The following is a 21,836-nucleotide window of genomic DNA, read 5'->3' on the forward strand; positions in this document are numbered from 1 at the left end:
TTGATGATAAGTTGTTTTACTAAATTTGTTGGTATGACAGTAACGGTAGACATCAAACCACATACTAATGAATTACCAAGCCACTTTGCCGACAGGGTTGGACAGCTTTATACAAAAACTGTTACGACACAGCACAAGAAGGAAAACGGACAATTTTTTACGCCGACAGAAATTGCACACTTCATGGCAGGACTTAGCAAAGAAACAAAACACAAATTCAAAATACTTGACCCTGGTTGCGGTACAGCCATTCTTTCAAGCTCACTCATTGAGACACTTACGAGGCAGAATGACAATTTAAAAGAGATTGAACTTGTTGTTTATGAAACAGACCAAGACATTTTGCCTTACACACAAGCAGTACTTGATTATTTAGGTAAATGGCTTAAACATTATAAAATACAGTTCAAAGCAATCCTTAACACAAACGATTTTGTACTTGAAAACAAAGACTGCTTTCAAGTTTCGGCGACACTTTTTTCCGAACCGAAAAATGCGACGTATGACATTGTAATTTCCAATCCGCCATATTTCAAAATAGCAAAGGATGATAAAAGGGCAACTGTAGCAAAGTCTATTGTTTGGGGGCAACCAAATATCTACTCAATTTTTATGATGGTTGCTACAAAACTTTTAAAAGAAGGCGGCGAACTAATATTTATTACACCTAGAAGCTTTGCGTCGGGCAATTATTTCAGGGCTTTCCGTGAGGCATTCTTTGCGGAGATAGAAATTGAACATATCCATTTGTTCGGTTCTAGAACTGATACTTTTGATAGAGATAGTGTTTTGCAAGAAACACTAATACTGAAAGGTAAAAAACAAAGACTAAATGAGCAACTTTCTTCAATACTTGTAACACATTCTAATGGGATAAAGGACATCGAAAGTTTTACTAAAAAGATTTATAAAACTGATGAACTCATTGACTTAAAGTCAAAAGAAAAAATCATCCATCTTCCCACAAACGATACAGATGACAACGTAATAAAGTTATTTAAATCGTGGGAAGGAAATTTACATCTATACGATATTCAAATTTCTACAGGCCCAGTTGTTTCATTTAGAGCAACACAATATTTGTATGAGCGGTATCAAAATGGAACTGTTTTTTTAGTGCCATTGTATCAACTCGTCAACACATCTAAAATGCAATTTGACTGGCCGATTACAAGGCGGAACAAGCCGCAATACATTCAACTCTGTGAAGAAACAAAATCTCTTTTACTGCCAAATAAAAACTATGTTTTTCTTCGCCGATTTAGTGCTAAGGACGATAAGAGTAGATTAGTTGCTACACCTTATTTTGCGGATATGGCACAAGCAGAATTTATAGGCATAGAAAATCATCTTAATTATATTTATAGACGCAAAGGGCATCTTGAAAGAAATGAAATATTAGGACTTGCTGCTTTGTTAAACAGCAATCTATTTGACACATATTTCAGAACCTTCAATGGAAATATTAATGTTAGTGCAACCGAATTAAGAGAAATGCCTTTACCGCCATTAGAAGACATCAAGCAAATTGGCAACCAAGTAATATTGCTAAAAGACTTTTCACAATCAAAGATTGACGAAATCATAAATAACTACTTTGATATAGAACATATATTCGCTTATGAGCAAAATTGACGAGGCAAAAGAAATTCTTAGAGAATTAGGGTTGCCAGCAGCACAACAAAACGAAATTTCAGCCTATACATTGCTTGCCCTTTGCGATATTAAACCTAATGGTAAATGGAGCAAAGCAACTAAAGCAAGCTTAAAAGTTTCAAAAGGGATTATGGCATTTTGTAAAGACGTTTACAAAAAGGAATATGCACCTAATACCAGAGAAACATTTCGTAGGCAAGTATTGCATCAATTTGTTCAAGCAAGAATTGCAGATTATAATCCTGATAATCCAAGCCTTCCTGTAAATAGTCCTAATGCACATTATGCAATAACAGGTGAAGCTTTGGAAGCTATAAAAACTTATGGAACAAAAGCATGGAAAGAAGGTGCAGAAAGATTTAAGTCAGAAGTTGGCGAACTTTCAAAGCGTTATCTTAAAGAGAGAAAGCAAAATTTAATTCCTGTAAAATTGAGTAATGGTAAAATGCTCAAGCTATCTGCTGGAAAACATAATATTGTACAAGCTGCAATTGTTCAAGATTTTGCGGCACGTTTTGCAAATGACAGTGAAGTTCTTTATTTAGGTGATACGGCAAACAAAGACCTATACGTTGACAAAAAAGTATTGAAAGAAATTGGCATTCCAATAACGCAACATAGCAAACTGCCAGACGTAGTTTTATTTGACAGAAAGAAAAATTGGCTTTATTTAATTGAAGCTGTTACTTCTCATGGTCCTGTTTCACCAAAACGAATTGTTGAGTTAGAAGAGTTGCTTAAAGACTGTAAAGCAGGCAAAGTTTATGTTTCAGCATTTCCTGACTTTGCAGAATTTAAAAAGCATTCTACAAATATTGCTTGGGAGACGGAAGTTTGGGTAGTAGATTTTCCTGAACACATGATACACTTTAATGGCGACCGTTTTATGGGACCGAGATAGTATGATTAGTAACTTATAACACCTACGCTTCAATAAAAGCCCAAACACTTGCTATAGCCGCAGTGTGCGACGCCTATATCGGTGGGCTTTGTACTAGCGATGACCAATAAATAATTATCTTACGCTTGAAGGCTGATAGTGTTGTTATTGCACTGTAGACATGTGGCGTTATTCTTCATCAAACAAATGCTGGTACTGCCTTACAAAGCGAAAGCTCATAAACGTGTGTACTAAAAGCAATACAGCATAGGTAAGTATGCCACAAAGCATGCCTATCATTACGTTTTTAAACACTTGTTCTGGCAATTTCTGCCCTTTCATTTTGCTTTGCATTACTATCGCTTGTTGATACATTTCTTGCAATAGTTCTTGGTGTAATAAAATAGTGATGAGCTGTGTAATCATGAGCATACAAAAGCCTACACTTACGTAGCCATTTACTTTTATCCAATGCTTAAGGCTGGCTTTTAAAGGCTTGTGTTGCTCTATACCACTGTTTAAAAAACGAAAACTTGAGAAGATGTAAATAACGGTGCAGCTAATCATAAATACTGGTAGCAACGCAGCAATATTGCCTAATGACATTACTAACATTAGCAATGCCATTAGGCCCATCAATATTTCAATTGGTAGTAAAATAAAAGTGAGTATTCTGTATATTTTTATTCCTAACATAGCTATCCTTTCAGGCCTGCAAGATGAACTATTTTTATGTAAAAAGCCCTACAATTTTGGTAAATATTGTAGGGCTTTTGCTTTATACGTATGAGAAGAATATTTGGCCTATCATATTGCTAAAGGCTGCAAGTTCTGTTCGTATCTCATCAAAAAATGCCTCTAGGTTAGTGCTGTTTAGCGTATCAAAATCTGTGTATTCAACCTTGCTTAACAATCTGCCAAAGCGTTTGGTGATGGCATCTTTATGTTCTGTATTGTTTTCTTGCAACACATCTACCAAGTATTTTGAGGTGCGACTAAGTGAGTAAATAATGCTTCTAGTAAAGTCTTTATTAAACACCACTTGGTGCAAGGCATTCTCGTTATGCGCAGCACTTCTGTAGGTTTTAAGGTGCAGCTCGTAACCAGATAAAGCCAATAACATTGGTCGCCATTGTAAAATATCTTTTTCATCATCAAGCTTATAGTCTATCATACTAAAAAACTTGTCGGCCACTTCTATGGTTATAAAGCAGCGTTCAATGTATCTACCAAGGTTCATAAAAGCCCAGCCTAGCCCACGAGGCATGGTAGTATCTGTAACACCATTGTATAAAATACTTTCTTTGCTAAAGGTATCTACTAGTTCTAGCGCTTCGTAGCTTTTCAATTTATCTTCAAGGTTGGGTGCATTAATAGCATGATACATACCATTTACTTGTTCCCATACTTCTTTGGTGATATTATCTTGTATAGCACGGGCATTTTCTCTTGCCTTGCCCATAATGCATTTTAGCGAGCCAGGGTTGCCAGTATTTAGCAATAATTCTTTCAAGGCAGCCTCTGTATTAAACTGCATGGCTTCAATAGTAGCGTCATCGCTATTAGAAAATATTTGTAAAATATGCTGCCAGCTAAGGTTGTTAGTTACGCCCTTATCAAACATTAAAATGTAGTTAGTCATGGTGCAGCGCAATAAGCCATCTGCACGTTCCATATATCTATTGGTCCAAAATAATGAATCTGCAATTCTACTAAGCATGTTGTAATTGATTTATAAATTAATCCAAATAAATAGCAACACAGATTGAACAGATGAAAATGATATAAACGGATTTTGAAGTGTTGTATTGATTCAAGTATCTGCGTAAATCAGTTCAATCAGTGTCATCAGTGTTCCTATCATCACTCTACTACCCAAGTATCTTTACTACCACCACCTTGCGATGAGTTTACTACCAAGCTACCTTCACGCAGTGCTACACGTGTAAGGCCGCCCGGTACAATGTGTACACCTTCTGGGCCACATAAAGCATAAGGGCGTAAGTCTACATGGCGTGGTACAAACTTGCCGTCAATAAAGCATGGCACGGTAGATAGTTTAATAATTGGCTGCGCAATAAAACCTCGTGGGTCTTCTTCTATCGCTTTTATAAAGTCAACAATTTCTTTTTCTGAAGCACTGTTACCCATCAGCATACCATAACCACCAGATTGATTGGTACGCTTAACAACCATGTTGGTAATATTCTCAAACACATGCTTGCGTTGCTCATCATCACCCAACTGATAAGTAGGTACGTTTGGTAAAATAGGTTCTTCGTTTAGGTAATATTTAATCATGGCAGGTACATAGCAGTACACCGCTTTGTCATCGGCCACGCCATTACCAAGTGCATTTACAATGGCTACATTGCCTTTTGCATAGGCACTTATTAAACCTGGCACACCTAGCAAACTATCTTTTCTAAACACCATTGGGTCTAAAAATTCATCATCAACCCTGCGGTAAATAACATGCACTTGTTTTAAGCCATTGGTAGTTTTGGTGTACACTTTATAGTTGTCTACTATTAGGTCTCTACCTTCTACTAGTTCTATACCCATGCTTCTAGCTAAGAAAGTATGTTCGTAATAAGCAGAATTGTAAACACCCGGTGTAAGCAATACCACATTAGGATTGCTCAATTGGCTAGGAGCTAGTTGTAGCAATATTTGGTGCAGCATTAATGGATAGCTGCTTACCATTTTGGCCTTGCTTTGGTATAATAAATTAGGAAATAAGCGCTTGGTAACTTCACGATTTTCAAGCATATAGCTTACACCGCTTGGTGTACGTAGGTTGTCTTCTAAAATGTAAAAAGTGCCGTCTTCACCTCTAATTAAATCGATACCGCTAATGTGTACATAAATATCGTGTGGCACTTTTATGCCCAATACTTCACGGGTAAAATGTGGGCAGCTTTCTATTAGTTCTCTAGGTACTATACCATCATTCAATATGTTTTGCTCGTTGTACACGTCTTTTAAAAACATGTTCAAGGCTTTTAACCTTTGTTTAATACCTTTTTCTACGTGGCTCCATTCTGCCGAGGTAATAATACGTGGTATAATGTCAAATGGAAAAATACGCTCAATACCTGCATTGTCGCTATACACAGTAAAAGTGATACCCTGATTCATAAACAGGTCGCTAGCCAATTTATCTTTTTGGTGCAACGCATCTACTGGCAATCCCTTTAATACTTCAAATACTTTTTGATATTGTTCACGTATAGATGAACCCGTATTCATTTCGTCCCAAATGCCCGGTTGGGTGGTGTATTGTTGCCATAAGTCAGCACTATTCGTCATAAATCAGCAAAAATTTTAGTACAGTAAATGGGGTTTAAACAAATGCTTACTAGTTTGTACAACTTAGTGCTTGTAAGATAGGGATAAATTTAATTAGCAAAACTTTCTTGCTACTATTTTTCATTATTTTTTTTAAAATTCGAGTTGCTTTATACATTTTAGGTAAAAATATTCCCTATATGGTGCATAATATTTACTATTTCGGTCTTTTTGTTGAATAATTACTAATGAATGATGGTTGATTGTAAATAGTTTGATTAAATTGCATTTCAACGAGAGTGGCAAATTATGGCATAAAAAATCCTGCTAGGAAGTGCTAGCAGGATTCAAAATCTATATAGAGTTCATGCATTACGCTTTCACATCCAACTTTATCTGCAATTCTACCAATTGTTTATCATCTATACAGCTTGGTGCATCTAGCATTACATCTCTACCACTATTGTTTTTAGGAAACGCAATAAAGTCTCTAATGCTTTCGCTACCGCCTAAAATAGCACACAATCTATCAAAACCAAATGCTAAACCGCCATGTGGTGGTGCACCATATTCAAACGCACCTAATAAAAAGCCAAATTTATGATTCGCTTCTTCTTCTGTCATACCAAGGGCTGCAAACATTTTTTGTTGCAATTCTTTTTGGTAAATACGAATAGAACCACCACCAATTTCATTACCATTCAATACCATATCGTAAGCATTGGCCTTAATATTAGCATAAGGATGCTCAAGATATTTGTCCAAATCTTCCACCTTAGGGCTATTGTTAATCATGATATTAACATCACTAGGTTTAGGACTTGTAAATGGATGGTGCCTTGCTACCCAACGGCCAGCACCGCCACCATCTTGGTCTTCTAATGCAAATTCAAACAATGGGAAATCTAACACCCACAATAATTTGAATTCATTTTCTTTACGCAAGCCAAGGCGTTTGCCCATTTCTAAACGTAGTTCAGACGTAGCTTTACGTGTACGTTCTTCTGCACCAGCTAGTATCAATACTAAATCACCGGCTTTAGCGCCAGCAGCATCTGCAATGGCTTTTAGCTTGTCTTCACTGTAAAATTTATCTACACTGCTTTTGTAAGTGCCATCAGCATTACACTTAATAAATACCAAGCCTTTCATGCCTATTTGTGGACGCTTTACCCACTCAGTTAGTTCATCGGTTTGTTTTCTAGTGTATTCGCTACAGCCTGGCACTGCAATGGCAATTACGGTTTCAGCATCGTCGAACACAGGAAAGCCCAAAAGCCCCCCCGCCCCTAAAGGGGTGCTTTCTAAAGCACTAACCTTTGTAGGAAAGGTATGCAATGGAAACTTTAAATTGCATAATTGCATGCCAAAACGAATATCAGGCTTATCGTTACCAAACTGCCACATGGCTTCTTCCCAGCTCATGCGTTCTACAGCATCGGTGTAGTCAATGCCTTTAACATCTTTAAAAATGCGTTTAATTAAACCTTCAAACATGTTTAAAATGTCTTCTTGCTCTACGAAACACATTTCACAGTCTATCTGCGTAAATTCTGGCTGACGATCTGCACGCAAATCTTCGTCTCTAAAGCATTTTACTATTTGGTAGTAACGGTCGTAACCACTTACCATTAATAGTTGCTTAAAGGTTTGTGGGCTTTGTGGTAAGGCATAAAATTGACCACCATTCATACGGCTTGGCACCACAAAATCTCTTGCACCTTCTGGTGTAGATTTAATTAAAAATGGGGTTTCAATATCCATGAAATTATTTTCGTGTAAATAATTTCTGGTACTTCTACCTACGGCATAGCGTAATTCTAAGTTCTTTTTTACCGCATTTCTACGTAAGTCTAAGTAACGGTATTTCATACGTAGTTCATCACCACCATCAGTATCATCTTGAATGGTAAATGGTGGCACTTCGCTCTTGTTCAATATCTTAAAGCTTGTAACGGCAATTTCAACATCACCAGTAGGTATGTTAGCGTTTTTATTACTGCGTTCGTTTACAGTACCTGCGGCTTGTAATACAAATTCTCTGCCCAACGGGTTAGTATCAAGCTGTGCATTTAGGGCTTCGTTAAATAATAATTGCGTAATGCCATAACGGTCACGTAAGTCTACAAAAGTAATACTACCAAATTTTCTCACAGTTTGCACCCAACCTGCAAGGGTTACAGTTTGGCTAGCATGTGCTATTCTCAATTCGCCACAAGTATGCGTTCTATACATTATCTCAAAATTTAGAGTCGCAAATATAATGGGTTAATGGGTAGTTGTGAGATGCGTGATTTATGATGGATGAATGAGCCTTTGTATTAAATAATTTACTTGTTTTCGTTTTCTTCTTTATATTGCTTATCTAATATCTATTGTTATGTACTATCTTCTTGCAATCATTATTTGCGGTATTATCGCTATTGCTTGTGTGGTAATGGCTATTATAAGTATTATCAGAAAGAAAATGGGGCTGTTTACTGGCTCTGTAATAGTATTTGTAATTACTTGTATTATTGGTGCGTTTATGATTTTCCAATTTGCCATAAAAACAGTTGATTATGTGGCTAAACAAGATGTACAAACAGTTGTGAGTAAAGCCGTTGAAGTGGCTGGTAAAACTGCTGGTAGCGTTATTTCTGGCGGTGCAAAAGGCATGAACCAAACTTTAGATGATAATGCTATTGCTGCGCTTGCAGGCAAATCAGGAACGATAATTGGTAAAGCCATTAAAGCCACTTCGTCTGGCTGGGATTCTACATTTAGACCAAGTATTTTTATAGATGCATCGCTTGCCAATGCAGATTTAGAGCTTGGTAGGGCAGAAGAGTTATACGAACGAAAAACTGAGGATGTATTTATGAGCATTTTTATCACATTTACCAAAAACTTTAAAGGCACATTAAAGTTGACGATGTATGACCAAGAAGGAAAAAAAATGACTATTGCGCAAACTGAAATAAAAGAAAAAGCTGGCGCAGAAAAGTTGGTTCGTTTTAACTTTCCTGTTATTCATACAGAACTTACAAGGTATTATGTGTTGAGTAAGATGTAGGATTGGCACATTGTTACGCAACGAAAATAAAAGTCGTTTAAACTTTTGGTATGTTTAGGCAGTCAATAAGACTGTTGTACAAGAAAATTTCCCTGCATGCTCGCTGAAGATAATGAATTGCTTTACCAATTCAAGAACAGTGCGAATAAAGAAGTGGCTTTTACTGCTATTGTAAAAAAGTATCAGGAAAAGTTGTACTGGCACATTAGACGAATGGTAATAGACCACGACGATACCAATGACGTATTGCAAAATATGTTTGTAAAAGTGTGGAAAGGCTTGGCCAATTTTAGAGAAGATAGTCAGCTGTATACATGGTTATATAGAATTGCTACCAACGAGTGCTTGAGTTTTTTAGACCAAAAAAAGCGAAAAGGTGCAGAAAGATTTGACGATGTAGAAAGCAGCTTGAGTAATACAATAAAAGCAGATAGTAATTTTGACGCTAATAAACTAGAATGGAAATTACAATTGGCCATTCAACAATTGCCCGAACGGCAGCGACTTGTATTTAATCTGCGCTATTACGACGAAATGCCTTATGAAGAAATGAGCCGAATTTTAGAAACAAGTGAAGGTGCTTTAAAAGCAAGCTACCATCACGCAGCAAAAAAAATTGAGGCCTTTATAGTAGCAGGTTAAACGTAGCAGTTTATTGCGCGTCTTAAATATAACACATGAAACAAGATACCAACATATTGGCAGAGTTAGAAACAGTAGCCCCAGTATTAACTACTATTAATAACAGGATGCCTTATGCCTTGCCTACCGGCTATTTTGATAGTCTGAGCGAGGCAGTAATGGCAGAAATTTCAGTTGATAATTTACCAAAAACAGCAGCGCCATTTACCGTACCGCAAGATTATTTTACCAACTTAAGTAGCAATATTTTAGCAGCAATAGCTAAAGAAGCAACTAGTAAAAACGAAGTAATTGAAGAGCTTGAAGCTATTGCACCGATACTTAATACCATTGACAAAACAAATATTTACACACTTCCTAAAGTTTATTTTGCCAAATTTGAAGTCAACATATACGATGCATCATCAACCGCTAAAGTGGTGTCTATGTCATCATTTAAACGCAAAATACTATATGTGGCAGCCGCTTGTGTAATAGGTTTAATGGCTATAGGTGCTTTCATATTTACCAAAAACAGCGAGAAAATAGATTATGCTGCTTACAAGCAAATAGATGTGAACAGTACTATAAATAAAATAAGTAACGAAGAATTGGTGAATTATTTAGAAAATGTCAACTCAATTACTAATTCTAATGCTGTAACTACTATTGATGTGAAATTGCCAGATATTCAAGAGCATATTCAAACGGTATCTGATGAAGAGTTGAAACAATATTTAAAAGAAGTGGATGTAACTGCATCGAGTGATGAATACCAGATTGGTATTTAATGTGCATTTTATGGCGAATGAAGTTGCAAATATACAGTGCATTGATACTGAGTCAAAAAACAAAACACATGAAAATATTATTTAGTATCTTTCTCTTCTTGTTTACAACGTTTACAAGTATTGCGCAAGAACCACCCAAACCTGGCGTTAATGTTCAAGGTTTAAAAATTGCCTACATCACTCGTGAACTAAACCTTACAACTGATGAGGCTCAGAAGTTTTGGCCTTTATATTTCGGTTATTTTGATGATTTGAAAAAAGCAAGAAATGAAAGTAGAGATGATGTAATTGCTTTTGATGAGAAGGCTATAGTCATTAAGAAGCGCTATTTCGCTGACTTTAAAAAAACGCTTGGCACAGACGAGCGTGCAAATAAAGTTTTTTTAGTAGATAGAAATTTTGGGTCTATTATTAAAAAAGAAATACAGAATAGACAAAAAATGCGTAACAATCGCAGATAAGTCTATTTCTTCTGCTTTTTGTTGTAGTTAGCTAGTTTGTCGTTAATGAAATACAAAACATCTTCCTCAGTTGTATGGCTACGTAACCATGCGTAGCTAGGTCTATATTTTTGCATGAATTCTACAAGCTTTTCGCCCTCAAGCTGCGTGTATTTATTTACTAAAGCAGGCGTAAAACGGTAATTGGTGTACGATTCATTTTCCATATCGTTAAATAAATCTAAAGCACTGCGTTTACGCTTTTCACGGTTGTAAAAATGATCAAGATTAATACCTAATCCTACACCAGAATTTGCAATGGAAACTACTGGAATTTTTACATCGCTTCTATTGATAAAAAAGTCTCTTCTACGTTCTATACTGTCTAGTTGATATTGGTTATATTTAGTAGTGCTAATAACCGTTACATCTGCTAATCTTTTTGATAATGGATGCATTAAAATATACAGTGTGTCATTTTTTAGCAGCTCTTCTGTAACACGAATGGTATCGAAATTATAACCAACCGCAGCTACCGATAGTAAATGGTTTAAAGCAATGTCTATCTTAAAAATACCTTTTGTATTACTTACAATCGTATTTTTCTTGTTGATGTTGCTGATACTTGCAAACTCAATAATAGCGCTAGTTGTACTATCTTTTACAATACCTACAATAACTGTTTTTTGTTGTGCCTTGCTTGTGGTAGCTGCGCAAATAAGTAAAAGAGAATACAGGCTTTTCTTCATAATAAAATGTTACAAATGCGCTGTGAAGTAACAACAATCTGCTGGGTATATTTAGTAATTATCTCTTAAAATATCTTACTTGTACAAATAAAAGTGCCCAATGCGTTTTAAGGCATTGGGCACTTTTGTTGATAACCATATGCATTTAAATCATGGTAATCATTACAATCATTAAATCAGCGTTTTTATTTTGGATCTAAAGCATTTTTAATGGCTTGTTCTAAGTCCAATAAATGTATTTTACTCATTGTGTCGGTAGTGGTAGGTGCAGCAGCTGCTACTTTACTACGTAAGCTTACTAATTGTGCTCTTGCAATTGCTGGTACATCGCTACGTTTTAAATCTGTTCCTACGGTTAGTGTTAAACCTTGAATTGAGATAGTAGAAGGTCCTGCACTTGGTGCAATAATAGCTGACAATTTAGCTACATAGCTTTTTTGCAACAATCTACGGTATTCGTCAATTGGCTTTTTGCTAGTTAATTCACTGAATAAATCAGATTGAACATCGTTCAATAGTTCCATTGCATTGTAAGCTTTATCAGCACCAAAGCGCTCTAAGCAAATTTGCATACGATTCATTCTGTCAGAACTGATTAAGCTAGACAGGGTACTTTCTTGTGCATTTGCAACAGGATCTAAAGAAACTGGGTTGTTGAATTTGTTCCAAATGTCTTTAGCAATTAACCATTTTGGTGTTTGGAATAATTGTTTGTTTAAGAAACTAACAGCTTCTTTTTGATAAGCTTTTGGTACTACTTCATACACATCACCTTTTTCGTCTACACTTTTAAAGGTTTCTGTAATGCCACCTACATTTTTAGTTACGTGGCCCATGTATCTTCTAAATTGACCAAGTAATTGAGTGTAGATTTCAGCGATATTTTCTTGCAAATCAGCTTCTTCGTAAGTCCATTCTGGTAGTTTAGGCAAAATGCGTTGTAAGTTTTTAATACCATATTCGCTTGCTTTTACAGCATTGTCACTTAAGTCTTCGCTTTGTGCTCTAGGGTCAGCAGGGTTACCGCTTTCATAAGTACCAAACCATGTTCGTGGGTTAGCTTTATAAGCATCAATAATCATCTTGCTGCTAGCTTTCTTTTGGTCTTCATCTGTAGCACCAGGTATAAAACCGTAGCCCCATTTAATAGCCCATAAATCGTAATCACCAATGCGAGGATATAAACCTTCTTTAGCAATATTATCTTCTGGTTGAGCCACGTAGTTAAAGCGAGCATAATCCATAATAGAAGCTGTGTGACCATTTGCTTCTACCCAAGCTTTGTCACGCAATTTTTCTACTGGTGTTTTGCTACTGCTACCCATGTTGTGGCGCAAACCAAGTGTGTGACCAACTTCATGAGATGATACAAAGCGAATTAAATCGCCCATTAAATCATCGCTAAATTTCATGCTTCTAGCACGTGGATCTACCGCTGCTGTTTGAATCATATACCAGTCGTGTACAAGCTTCATTACGTTGTGATACCAGCCAATGTGGCTTTCTAAAATTTCACCACTGCGAGGGTCGTGAACATTAGGGCCATATGCGTTTTCAATATCTGATGCGAAATAACGTACTACTGAGAAACGAGCGTCTTCCATGCTCATAGTAGTATCGTTTTCAGGCCATTCTTTACCCATTATGGCATTTTTAAAACCAGCTTTTTCAAAAGCTTTCTGCCAGTCGTTAATACCTAAAATCAAATGCTTACGCCATTGTTTTGGAGTTGCAGGATCTATGTAGTATATAATTGGCTTTTTAGGTTCAACCAATTCGCCTTTTAGCCATTTGTCATATTCACCATCTTTTGGTTCAAGTCGCCAACGTACAGCAAATTCTTTATTTTCTACTTGTTGTTGGTCATCACCATATTTTACATAATCATCAGTAAAATAACCTACACGTTTATCAGCAACTCTATATTTCATAGGTGTTTTAGGTAATAACAATAATGAAGTATTCAGTTCAATAGTTACTGCACCAGATTGAGAGGCCGCTGGTAAAGATGCACTAGGAAAAGGTGATGGTGCTGCTGCAAAACCGCCACCAGCTTGTGCTGAGAATGTTTTTACAGTTTTAATTTCTGTATTAATAGGATAGGTATTTATTTTCTGGATAAACGACCTATCACTTGCAAGCATTGATAAACTATATCTTCTTTTTACGTTGGCATTAATACTTACAGGTAAGTTATCGCCTTTAAAAAAGTCAGTTACGTCAATCACGCTACCAGTACTGTCTTTGCTAAAAGCTGCAATTGGAAAAGATTGTGCAATACTGTTAACGTTAGAATTTGTTACTGCTTTGTAAATGTCATTGGTAGAATCAGCAGTACTTACCAAAGTAACCACTCTTAAAAAAATAGTGTTACTAGGACCTTTTTCGAAAGTTAAGGTTTGTTGATTAGCAATTTCGCCACCGTAACCAGCACCACTAGGCACTTTAACAAAACGTGTTACGGCTAAAATTTCTCTACCAAGTAACGAATCTTTAATTTCAAAGTAGTATTTGTCTTCTACTTTGTGTACGGTAAATAAGCCCTTTTTGCTAATAGCTTTTTCGGTAATTACCTCTTTAAAAGGTTTAGGGGCAGAAGAAGCGCCACCTCTTGCACCAAAACCAGCAAGCCCTGCAATATTAGGCATACCAGTACTTGGTCTTGAAGGCACACTGTCTTTCTGCTGAGCAAAAGCTGAAACGCTTGCTAACAAGGCAGTCGCTACAAAAATTCTTTTCATAAGTGTAGTAAAGTTTTATAAAAGTGAAATTTAAAGGTAAGAGTGAGCTTTATATGAGATACTTTTTGTTGAGTGGATTATTATGAATGGTAAAATACTTCCATCAATTTCTGTTTAACATTGCTTTTATTGGTACTAAAAATGAATTGCAAACCTTTGCGTATATTTTTTTCATTAAGATTTGTAAAACTAATTTGGTGCATTGAATAAAATACCTAATTTGCTATGCCCTTTCTAAAATTCAACTAAATAAATGTTTTGTTTTTTCAAAAGTTTTTTTAGTAGCATTGCGGAATTAAAATTTTTAACAACTGTAATTTTTTTAACCAAAAATCAATTGAATCATGGCTGACATTAAACCAGCTGCAACAGCTGCCGTAAAAAGTGCAACCTCTGTACAACCTAAAAAAGGCGGTAACTCTATTGCAACATTTGCTCCCCTGTTTTGTATCCTTGCAGGTTACATCATTTGGCGTTTCCTAATTGGTAGTTCAAGTAATTTCACAAAACCAGATCCAGATGCTAGCCATTGGTTTTGGCCTGATCATGATGGTCCTAAAGGTGGTTTGCCTCGTATGTATTTAGGTGGTATTATCGTACCCATCCTTATCGGTTGCTTCCTTACTGTATTAACATTTGTAATTGAAAGATTATTAACTGTAATTAAAGCTGCTGGTACTGGTAACAATGCTGAGTTTATCCGCAAAGTACAGTTTCATTTAGCTAACAAAGAAGTTGATAAAGCAATTGCTGAGTGCGACAAACAAAAAGGTTCTGTAGGTAACGTAATGAAAGGTGGTTTACGTAAATACAAAGAAATGATCACCAACACAGAATTAACTACTGAACAAAAAGTATTAAATATTCAAAAAGAAGTAGAAGAAGCTACAGCATTAGAATTACCTATGTTAGAGAAAAACTTGGTATTCTTATCTACAATCGCTTCTGTTGCTACCTTATTAGGTTTGTTAGGTACCGTATTAGGTATGATCAAATCTTTCTCTGCATTAGGTAACGAAGGCGGTGGCGATGCTGCTGCGAAATTATCTCAAGGTATTTCTGAGGCCTTGTATAATACTGCGTTAGGTATCGGTACTTCTGCTATCTCTATCATTATGTACAACGTATTTACTACTCGTATTGATGCTATTACTTATGGTATTGATGAGTCTGGTTTCACACTTACACAAAGCTTTGCTGCTAACTATAAATAATCCCTCCGATTATTTGTATGGAAAAATCAAAGTTTTGAATCTCTATTTGCGAAACCATTAAAATACTATAAAAATGTCAAGGCCCAAACTTCCACGAAAGAGTACTTCGATTGACATGACAGCGATGTGTGATGTTGCCTTCCTGCTGTTGAGCTTCTTTATTTTGACAACTAAATTCAAACCAAACGAAGCTGTAACTGTGACCACGCCTAGCTCTGTTTCAACCAAAATGGCACCAGAGAAGGATTTTGTCATGGTTACAATCGACAAAGACGGAAAAGTATTTCTTTCAATGGACGATGCAAGTAAAAAAGAAGCTATTGCAACTGCATTGAATAGCTCTAGAAATCTTGGTATCGACGTTAAAGCCTTTAAAGAAGCTGAATTTTTTGGTACTTCTTTTAGCCAATTGCCACAATTTTTGGCATTGCCTAAAGAACAGCGAAAAGGCAACCTTTTACCGGGTATTCCTTGCAAAGACAGTACTAATAATGAGATGATTGAATGGATGCGTTTAATTTTTAACGCTTACCAAGGCTCTCAAATGAAAGCGCTTCTATTAAAAGGTGATAACGATGCTAAGTACCCAGCTTTCAAAAATGTACTTGATGCTTTTAAGAAAAACGATTTCTTGAAGTTTCAAATGGTAACGAATCCTGAAAGCGCACCAGAAGGCAGCGATTTATGGATTGACAACCAAAAGAAAGGTGGAGCTGAAAACAAACCTGAATAAGGGTAACTAAGTAAACAATATTGCGTAAAAATTAAAATTTACTACCATGGCAGAAATGGATACCTCGGGTGGCGGTGGCCATAAAAAAGGCCCAGGGGTCAAAAAAGGTAAAAAGTTATCAACGAGAGTTGATTTAACACCAATGGTAGATCTAGGTTTTCTATTAATTACGTTTTTCATCTTTACAACTACCATGAGCCATCCAACAGCCATGAAGTTAAACTTACCAAAAGATGCTGATAAGCCAGAAGATCAAACTAAGGCAAAAGAATCAGCAGTGCTTACGGTAATGTTGGGTAAAGACAATAACGTTTTTTATTATGAAGGTCAATTAGATCCTGCTGGTGCTAACTTCAAGTCATCTAGTTTTAAAGAGATTCGTAATGTTATTATAGATAAAAAAAGACGTACAAGCGAAAAAGATTTTGTTGTAATCCTTAAGCCGAACGAAGAAAGTAACTATAGAAACGTTATCGATATTTTAGACGAGATGTCAATTAACGTGGTAAAAAGATATGCGCTAGTAGACATTTCAGAAGGTGAAAACCAACTGATTAAAGTAACAGAAGCTAGTGCTGCTCAGCCAGGAAAATAAAGTTTGTGGAATTTTCCACTAATTGAATCTTATTTATAAAAGACACCAAGATGGATATAAACAAAATTATGTCGGCAGATGTCCTTGATATCATCTTTGATGGTAGACATAAGGAATATGGTGCTTACGATCTTCGCAAAACCTACAATAAGCGTATCACTTACGCATTATTGGGCACAGTTGCTTTATGCTTACTGTTGTTTATTGGTTCTATTCTCGCTAACTCTTTTAAGAAAGAAAGCAAGAATCAGATAGTTGTGCAGGACGTATCATTGGAGGACGTAAAAAAGGAGGAGAAAAAGCCCGACATCCCTCCACCGCCTCCACCACCAAAACAAGATCCACCAAAAGTGGAAATCACAAGGTTTACACCTCCTAAAATTGTAAAGGATGAGGAAGTAAAAGAACCACCTCCAGAACAAGAAAAATTGGCCGAAACCAAAATTGGTACAATTAATCAAGAAGGTACAAAAGATGAAGGTATTGTTGCGCCACCTGTGGCAAGTACTGGTACGGGTGTTGTAGAAGCGCCTAAGGTAGAGGAAGATTATGATAGGGTATTTACTACCGTACAAATCGAATCTGAATTTCCTGGTGGCGCTGCTGCTTGGGCCAAATACTTAAACAGAAACTTAAACGCAGATGTACCTAGTTCAAATGGTGCACCTCCAGGTAAGTACACTGTTATGGTTAGTTTTATTGTAGATAAAGAAGGAAATATTAGCGAAGTTTCTGCTGATACTGACCCTGGTTATGGTACAAAAGACGAAGCCATTAAGGTTATTAAAAAAGGACCCAAATGGACGGCTGCCATACAAAATGGCCGTAAAGTAACTAGCCGTAAAAGACAAGCTATTACCTTCCAAGTAAGTGAAGAATAATTAGTTTTGGCTTTTATAAATCATAATAATGCCTCTCAATTTTTGGGAGGCATTTTTGTTTTTCGACTCTGTCTATTTCTTTAAAACCTTTGCTATCATTGGGTTATAGCGAAGTTTAAAAAATATTTTCACAAATTTTATGGAAGAATTTGTGCTGTGTGTCTCATTTAAAAACTTACAATTATGAACACACAAAACATTATGAGCGCAAACATTTTAGACATTTTATTTGACGGCAGAAACAAAGCTTATGGCGCTTATGACCTAAGAAAGAATTATAACAAACGCTTGGTAAAAGCTTTAGCGGGTACATTGGGTATTTGCTTGTTATTCACCATGGGGTCAATATTTGCCAATGGCAAAAAAGGTGATACTAAGCCAATGAATACCATTGAGGTTAATTTAGATGAGTATAAAGACAAGAAGAAAGACGAACCTGAAATTCCTAAAGAACAGCCAAAAGCTCAGCCGCAAAAGCAGTTTGAGCAAGTTGCAGTAAATATTCCTGTAATAGCACCTGATGACCAAGTTGATGATAATAATGAGATTAAACCAGTTGAAGCAACAGAAGATGTAAAAATTGGAGCTTCTAATTTTGATGGCGAAAAAGGTAGTGATAACATCGTCAGCGCACCGATTGAGAACTCTGTAAATGGTTCAGGAAATGGAAAAGTAACTCCAGAAAACATCGAAGAAAGCATTTTTGTACATGTTGAAATTCCAGCTCAATTTCCTGGTGGTTTTGAAGCTTGGAAAAAATATTTAGAAAGAAACTTAAATGCTGGTTTGCCCGCTGAAAATGGTGCACAAGCTGGTAAATATACCGTTTTGGTATCTTTTGTAGTGGATAAAGAAGGAAATATTAGCGATGTAAAAGCGGAAAATGCTCCAGGCTTTGGTACAGAAGCAGAAGCTATAAAAATTATTAAGAAAGGACCTAAATGGCAACCCGCTTCACAGAACGGAAGAAAAGTCGCCTACCGTGCAAGACAACAAGTAACTTTTTTAGTAGATGATAATAGTTAGAGTCTTTGAATGATTAAAGTTTTGAAGTAATTGTAGCCTGTGAAAAAATAGATAATAAACAAACTAATAGCGAAGGATAGCAAAGATTTGACTATGAACACAGGAATTCAACTAGAGTAAAATTAAATTTCCTATTTCTTGAGGGAAAAAGCGAACCTTTCTTTATAAAATACATTAAAAACCTTGCTAGTGCTGCATTTACAGCCCATTATATTTTTGATTAAAAAAAAATGGAAGAACTAGAAAACTCTACACATCAAATTTTTGAGATAGAAAAACAAGCGGATAAACCAACAAAACAGCCTAAAAAATTACTATAAAATGTGGTTCGGCAGAATTTACAGCCCTAATCAAAATGCTAAAGCAAAGGGATGGATTGAATTACCGCCGAACGGTGAAACAACGTCTATTTTGTTATTATAGGTATTTTATTTTGCATATAACAGCCTGCAAAAGAAAGTTTAGGTAAGTGTTTCGCTAATGATGTTCGTAGTTTTTAAAAGTCTTGAAAAACACGAATTTCAATTTAAAATTCCATCGTTAGCAGCATATAATAATATAAAATAGAAAGCCGAGTGTTCTGCGTGTGAGACAAGAGTAATATCAGTAAAATTGAAACTGTTTGCGTTAAATAATTACAATTTTATGAGTACGAAAACAGACAACTTTGTTTTTTTTCACTGCCATTTGATGAACTAGTGGCAGCCATTAGCAACAGCGTGGCCGAAAAGCCGCAATCATTACCAACAGCAACAAGTGAACCAACTACTCCAGATTCTGCACTAGAAAAGTATTTAACCCGAAAAAATACCGCCGAAAGGTTAGGGATTACGTTACCCACTTTAAACAAGTATATTAAAAAGGGGATTGTAACAGGCTACCGAGTAGGTGCAAGGGTGCTATATAAGCATAGCGAAATAGATAGCTGTTTAATGAAAATAAAGGGGGGTTACAGCTATGAATAACCACATACCGCCCTCATTTCAATTTAGCGAAGCGAAGATAACAATAACACCCATTGAAACCATTTACAAATTAGATGCAGCAAACAACATTTACAAACTATTGGCTGACACAGGTGTAGGATTACCACAAACTTTAAGAATTACCAAGAAGCGAAGCGATACACTCAAATGTGATGTTGTTTTAGAAAGGTATTCATTAGGCAAATGGGATTTGTTTACTGGATTATTAAAGGTTGATAATGGACCAGCAAAGGTTGGTAACAGGGTTTTGCATTATGATGAAAACGGGCAAAAGGTAACCGAGGCACTAATGGTAGTACCTACCACCGACAAACAACAAATGTATGTTTACACTTTTGGCGGTGACTTTGATAGCGCCATGTATAGAATGAAGCTAGCTAGCGCCTATTTGCATTGCCTCGAAAAATATGGTAGTGTATGATTTGCGGTGTAAAGCTGGATATTGTAATAGATCTACCATTTCATTTGTGGCTGCAAAAAGTAGGGATTGACACGTTTGAAATAGGTGTTAATATTAAAGATGGCAGTGTGAAACATAAGACTAGAGGTAAAGAGAAAACAACCACCTACACAGCCACATGGCGAAGCTATACACTAACCTACAATGAAGTTGAAGAGATAGAAGGGAACGCCACCAATAAGCGGCAATACTTGCAAATACAAGGTAGTTTGCACAAGAGTTATTTTGATGGCTACAATTACCAGCCTTTTACATGGAACTGTTTACAGCAAGAAATAAACAACGTTTGCAACAGATTTCAATTAAACCCCTCTAAAGTTAAAATCTCAAATATTGAGGTAGGTGTAAATGTGCCTTTAGATTTCGATGTAAACACCTTTGTTTTTAAAGATATTATCCATTACATGGGTAAGAATTTTAAACCGTACGATAAAGACAGGCAAGGCATTGAATTAGGGATAGAGTTAAAATGTACAAATTATTCTGTAAAGATTTATGACAAAGGGCGGCAAAATAATCTATCCTACCAACTGCTACGAATAGAGAAGCGGTTTAATAAAATGGATAGTTTGAAGAAAGTTTACAAGGTGGTTAAATTGGCAGATTTACAGGACTTTAACAAGGTTGAAAAGCTGGTTAAAGAAATACTAACGATGTGGGATAAAGTGCTGGTATTTGACATTAAAAAGGATTTCAGCAACCACCGAATAAGTAACTGGATAAACCCGACATACTGGAAAGTAATTAACAGGGATAAAAGAAAACGTGAAAAGAGGGATTGTAAACAGTTTTTAAAAATGCAAGGCGGTTACAAACACGAAATTATTAGGGCGTTGATTGTAAGTGAATGGCAGCAACTTTTAAACAATGCCACGTTTTCACCAAGTGTCCAAAAATTGAAGGTTGTAAAAAGTGCCACGTTTTCACCGAGTGTCCAAGAATTACCAGTACCTCAAAAAAGAGGAACGAAAAACAACGATTGCCACGTTTTCACCAATACGGTAAACGGTGAAAACGTGGCAGCCCGTTTTTGTGTTACTTGTGGTAAGGATATTAGCCACCAAAAAAATAACAGCCATTTTTGTACTGCCAAATATGTAGGCGAAAGAGCCGCCCACAAATGCCGAAATGATAAGAGCAACCCGAAAAATGATTTTAAGGACAACGTAGTAAAACCAGAAACAAAGGGATTGTTATTTGACATAATGCCATTTTTTGTAAAAGAAAGTAAGCGAATGGTATAAAACCTAGCAAGCCGTTTGTATAAAGAAATGCACCTTTTTTAAAGGTGTTTTTTTGTGGTTCAAATAGCCATTTTTTAGAAAAAAGACACCCAACGAGGACACCTAAATAAAAAATAGAAAAAATAAAAATGCCTACAATGCTGTGGTCGTAGGCGTTACAATGGTTTACCCATTATCAATGGTAGCTGTAGGGGAAGGGATCGAACCTCCACGAGGCAGTTAGCCATAGCACAAAGTTGAGTGGTCTACCCTGGTCGAACAAGTATTACTATCTGTTCGGCTCTATGCTAAGTTTATTCTGTTATCCTCACCCCCGAGACAAGAGGGCATGTCTGCCAAAAATTTCATCACCCCACAATAAAAAATATGCCGTTTAAAATGTTTAATGTACTTTATTTTCAAAAAAGTACCTATTTTGTTAAATTATTTTAAACGCTTAAAGAGCTTTGATAGTGCAATATTAAAGTAACAGC

20 protein-coding genes are annotated in these 21,836 nt (G+C 36.2%); 14 read left to right on the top strand and 6 right to left on the bottom strand.

Annotation, left to right across the window (positions count from 1 at the left end; translation table 11 throughout):
- The first annotated feature begins 33 nt into the window (after positions 1–33).
- Positions 34–1,635, top strand: coding sequence for an Eco57I restriction-modification methylase domain-containing protein (locus ACT9TX_RS01250; RefSeq protein WP_481336310.1), 1,602 nt, complete (start codon positions 34–36; stop codon positions 1,633–1,635).
- Positions 1,622–2,557 (top strand): BsuBI/PstI family type II restriction endonuclease, encoded by a 936-nt coding sequence (locus tag ACT9TX_RS01255; protein ID WP_481336311.1) that lies wholly within the window; start codon positions 1,622–1,624, stop codon positions 2,555–2,557. The genes ACT9TX_RS01250 and ACT9TX_RS01255 overlap by 14 nt, the downstream gene beginning before the upstream one ends.
- 168 nt (positions 2,558–2,725) lie before the next feature.
- Here ACT9TX_RS01255 and ACT9TX_RS01260 read toward each other — a convergent pair whose 3' ends face one another.
- From ACT9TX_RS01260 to aspS, 4 genes are all read right to left on the bottom strand, one after another.
- The gene (locus ACT9TX_RS01260) at positions 2,726–3,232 is read right to left on the bottom strand and encodes a hypothetical protein (protein WP_481336312.1); all 507 of its coding nucleotides are present in this window, start codon (positions 3,230–3,232) and stop codon (positions 2,726–2,728) included.
- Between the two features lie 82 nt (positions 3,233–3,314).
- Positions 3,315–4,256, bottom strand: coding sequence for an alpha-E domain-containing protein (locus ACT9TX_RS01265; RefSeq protein ID WP_481336313.1), 942 nt, complete (start codon positions 4,254–4,256; stop codon positions 3,315–3,317).
- Between the two features lie 143 nt (positions 4,257–4,399).
- Positions 4,400–5,848, bottom strand: a complete 1,449-nt coding sequence (locus ACT9TX_RS01270) for a circularly permuted type 2 ATP-grasp protein (protein ID WP_481336314.1) — start codon at positions 5,846–5,848, stop codon at positions 4,400–4,402.
- Between the two features lie 351 nt (positions 5,849–6,199).
- Positions 6,200–8,062: an aspartate--tRNA ligase gene (gene aspS, locus ACT9TX_RS01275; protein WP_481336315.1), complete on the bottom strand. Its 1,863-nt coding sequence runs from the start codon at positions 8,060–8,062 to the stop codon at positions 6,200–6,202.
- Between the two features lie 145 nt (positions 8,063–8,207).
- On the opposite strand from aspS, the gene ACT9TX_RS01280 reads away from it, so the two are divergent.
- The 4 genes from ACT9TX_RS01280 to ACT9TX_RS01295 all read left to right on the top strand — a co-directional run bounded on the left by ACT9TX_RS01280 (position 8,208) and on the right by ACT9TX_RS01295 (position 10,755).
- The gene (locus ACT9TX_RS01280; protein WP_481336316.1) at positions 8,208–8,882 is read left to right on the top strand and encodes a hypothetical protein; all 675 of its coding nucleotides are present in this window, start codon (positions 8,208–8,210) and stop codon (positions 8,880–8,882) included.
- Between the two features lie 96 nt (positions 8,883–8,978).
- Positions 8,979–9,524, top strand: coding sequence for an RNA polymerase sigma factor (locus ACT9TX_RS01285; RefSeq protein ID WP_481336317.1), 546 nt, complete (start codon positions 8,979–8,981; stop codon positions 9,522–9,524).
- Positions 9,525–9,559: 35 nt separating this feature from the next.
- On the top strand, positions 9,560–10,294 hold the full coding sequence (locus ACT9TX_RS01290; RefSeq protein WP_481336318.1) for a hypothetical protein: 735 nt from the start codon (positions 9,560–9,562) through the stop codon (positions 10,292–10,294).
- A gap of 68 nt (positions 10,295–10,362) precedes the next feature.
- Positions 10,363–10,755, top strand: a complete 393-nt coding sequence (locus tag ACT9TX_RS01295) for a hypothetical protein (RefSeq protein ID WP_481336319.1) — start codon at positions 10,363–10,365, stop codon at positions 10,753–10,755.
- Positions 10,756–10,757: 2 nt separating this feature from the next.
- On the opposite strand, the gene ACT9TX_RS01300 is transcribed toward ACT9TX_RS01295, so the two are convergent.
- Positions 10,758–11,483: a peptidase associated/transthyretin-like domain-containing protein gene (locus ACT9TX_RS01300; RefSeq protein WP_481336321.1), complete on the bottom strand. Its 726-nt coding sequence runs from the start codon at positions 11,481–11,483 to the stop codon at positions 10,758–10,760.
- A gap of 185 nt (positions 11,484–11,668) precedes the next feature.
- Positions 11,669–14,224 (bottom strand): zinc-dependent metalloprotease, encoded by a 2,556-nt coding sequence (locus ACT9TX_RS01305; RefSeq protein ID WP_481336322.1) that lies wholly within the window; start codon positions 14,222–14,224, stop codon positions 11,669–11,671.
- 344 nt (positions 14,225–14,568) lie between these two features.
- Here ACT9TX_RS01305 and ACT9TX_RS01310 point away from each other — a divergent pair, with 344 nt between their 5' ends.
- The 8 genes from ACT9TX_RS01310 to ACT9TX_RS01345 all read left to right on the top strand — a co-directional run bounded on the left by ACT9TX_RS01310 (position 14,569) and on the right by ACT9TX_RS01345 (position 21,363).
- Positions 14,569–15,438, top strand: coding sequence for a MotA/TolQ/ExbB proton channel family protein (locus tag ACT9TX_RS01310; protein ID WP_481336324.1), 870 nt, complete (start codon positions 14,569–14,571; stop codon positions 15,436–15,438).
- A 73-nt stretch (positions 15,439–15,511) separates the two neighbouring features.
- Complete coding sequence (locus ACT9TX_RS01315) at positions 15,512–16,171, top strand: ExbD/TolR family protein (RefSeq protein WP_481336325.1); 660 nt, start codon at positions 15,512–15,514, stop codon at positions 16,169–16,171.
- 46 nt (positions 16,172–16,217) lie between these two features.
- Positions 16,218–16,766, top strand: coding sequence for an ExbD/TolR family protein (locus tag ACT9TX_RS01320; protein ID WP_481336327.1), 549 nt, complete (start codon positions 16,218–16,220; stop codon positions 16,764–16,766).
- Between the two features lie 50 nt (positions 16,767–16,816).
- Positions 16,817–17,647, top strand: coding sequence for an energy transducer TonB (locus ACT9TX_RS01325; RefSeq protein ID WP_481336329.1), 831 nt, complete (start codon positions 16,817–16,819; stop codon positions 17,645–17,647).
- 183 nt (positions 17,648–17,830) lie between these two features.
- Positions 17,831–18,673, top strand: a complete 843-nt coding sequence (locus ACT9TX_RS01330; protein WP_481336330.1) for an energy transducer TonB — start codon at positions 17,831–17,833, stop codon at positions 18,671–18,673.
- 698 nt (positions 18,674–19,371) lie between these two features.
- Entirely contained in the window at positions 19,372–19,638 is a 267-nt protein-coding gene (locus tag ACT9TX_RS01335) for a helix-turn-helix domain-containing protein (protein ID WP_481336331.1), read from the top strand.
- Positions 19,631–20,080 (top strand): hypothetical protein, encoded by a 450-nt coding sequence (locus tag ACT9TX_RS01340; protein WP_481336332.1) that lies wholly within the window; start codon positions 19,631–19,633, stop codon positions 20,078–20,080. Before ACT9TX_RS01335 ends, ACT9TX_RS01340 begins: the two co-directional genes overlap by 8 nt.
- Complete coding sequence (locus ACT9TX_RS01345; RefSeq protein ID WP_481336333.1) at positions 20,077–21,363, top strand: hypothetical protein; 1,287 nt, start codon at positions 20,077–20,079, stop codon at positions 21,361–21,363. The genes ACT9TX_RS01340 and ACT9TX_RS01345 overlap by 4 nt, the downstream gene beginning before the upstream one ends.
- Positions 21,364–21,836: the final 473 nt, after the last annotated feature.

The sequence above is a fragment of the Parasediminibacterium sp. HNIBRBA5674 genome (genome assembly GCF_056745525.1).

Coding starts and splice junctions, on each gene's coding strand:
- ACT9TX_RS01250 (WP_481336310.1), top strand. CDS start 34: ATGACAGTAACGGTAGACATCAAACCACATACTAATGAATTACCAAGC.
- ACT9TX_RS01255 (WP_481336311.1), top strand. CDS start 1,622: ATGAGCAAAATTGACGAGGCAAAAGAAATTCTTAGAGAATTAGGGTTG.
- ACT9TX_RS01260 (WP_481336312.1), bottom strand. CDS start 3,232: ATGTTAGGAATAAAAATATACAGAATACTCACTTTTATTTTACTACCA.
- ACT9TX_RS01265 (WP_481336313.1), bottom strand. CDS start 4,256: ATGCTTAGTAGAATTGCAGATTCATTATTTTGGACCAATAGATATATG.
- ACT9TX_RS01270 (WP_481336314.1), bottom strand. CDS start 5,848: ATGACGAATAGTGCTGACTTATGGCAACAATACACCACCCAACCGGGC.
- aspS (WP_481336315.1), bottom strand. CDS start 8,062: ATGTATAGAACGCATACTTGTGGCGAATTGAGAATAGCACATGCTAGC.
- ACT9TX_RS01280 (WP_481336316.1), top strand. CDS start 8,208: ATGTACTATCTTCTTGCAATCATTATTTGCGGTATTATCGCTATTGCT.
- ACT9TX_RS01285 (WP_481336317.1), top strand. CDS start 8,979: ATGCTCGCTGAAGATAATGAATTGCTTTACCAATTCAAGAACAGTGCG.
- ACT9TX_RS01290 (WP_481336318.1), top strand. CDS start 9,560: ATGAAACAAGATACCAACATATTGGCAGAGTTAGAAACAGTAGCCCCA.
- ACT9TX_RS01295 (WP_481336319.1), top strand. CDS start 10,363: ATGAAAATATTATTTAGTATCTTTCTCTTCTTGTTTACAACGTTTACA.
- ACT9TX_RS01300 (WP_481336321.1), bottom strand. CDS start 11,483: ATGAAGAAAAGCCTGTATTCTCTTTTACTTATTTGCGCAGCTACCACA.
- ACT9TX_RS01305 (WP_481336322.1), bottom strand. CDS start 14,224: ATGAAAAGAATTTTTGTAGCGACTGCCTTGTTAGCAAGCGTTTCAGCT.
- ACT9TX_RS01310 (WP_481336324.1), top strand. CDS start 14,569: ATGGCTGACATTAAACCAGCTGCAACAGCTGCCGTAAAAAGTGCAACC.
- ACT9TX_RS01315 (WP_481336325.1), top strand. CDS start 15,512: ATGTCAAGGCCCAAACTTCCACGAAAGAGTACTTCGATTGACATGACA.
- ACT9TX_RS01320 (WP_481336327.1), top strand. CDS start 16,218: ATGGCAGAAATGGATACCTCGGGTGGCGGTGGCCATAAAAAAGGCCCA.
- ACT9TX_RS01325 (WP_481336329.1), top strand. CDS start 16,817: ATGGATATAAACAAAATTATGTCGGCAGATGTCCTTGATATCATCTTT.
- ACT9TX_RS01330 (WP_481336330.1), top strand. CDS start 17,831: ATGAACACACAAAACATTATGAGCGCAAACATTTTAGACATTTTATTT.
- ACT9TX_RS01340 (WP_481336332.1), top strand. CDS start 19,631: ATGAATAACCACATACCGCCCTCATTTCAATTTAGCGAAGCGAAGATA.
- ACT9TX_RS01345 (WP_481336333.1), top strand. CDS start 20,077: ATGATTTGCGGTGTAAAGCTGGATATTGTAATAGATCTACCATTTCAT.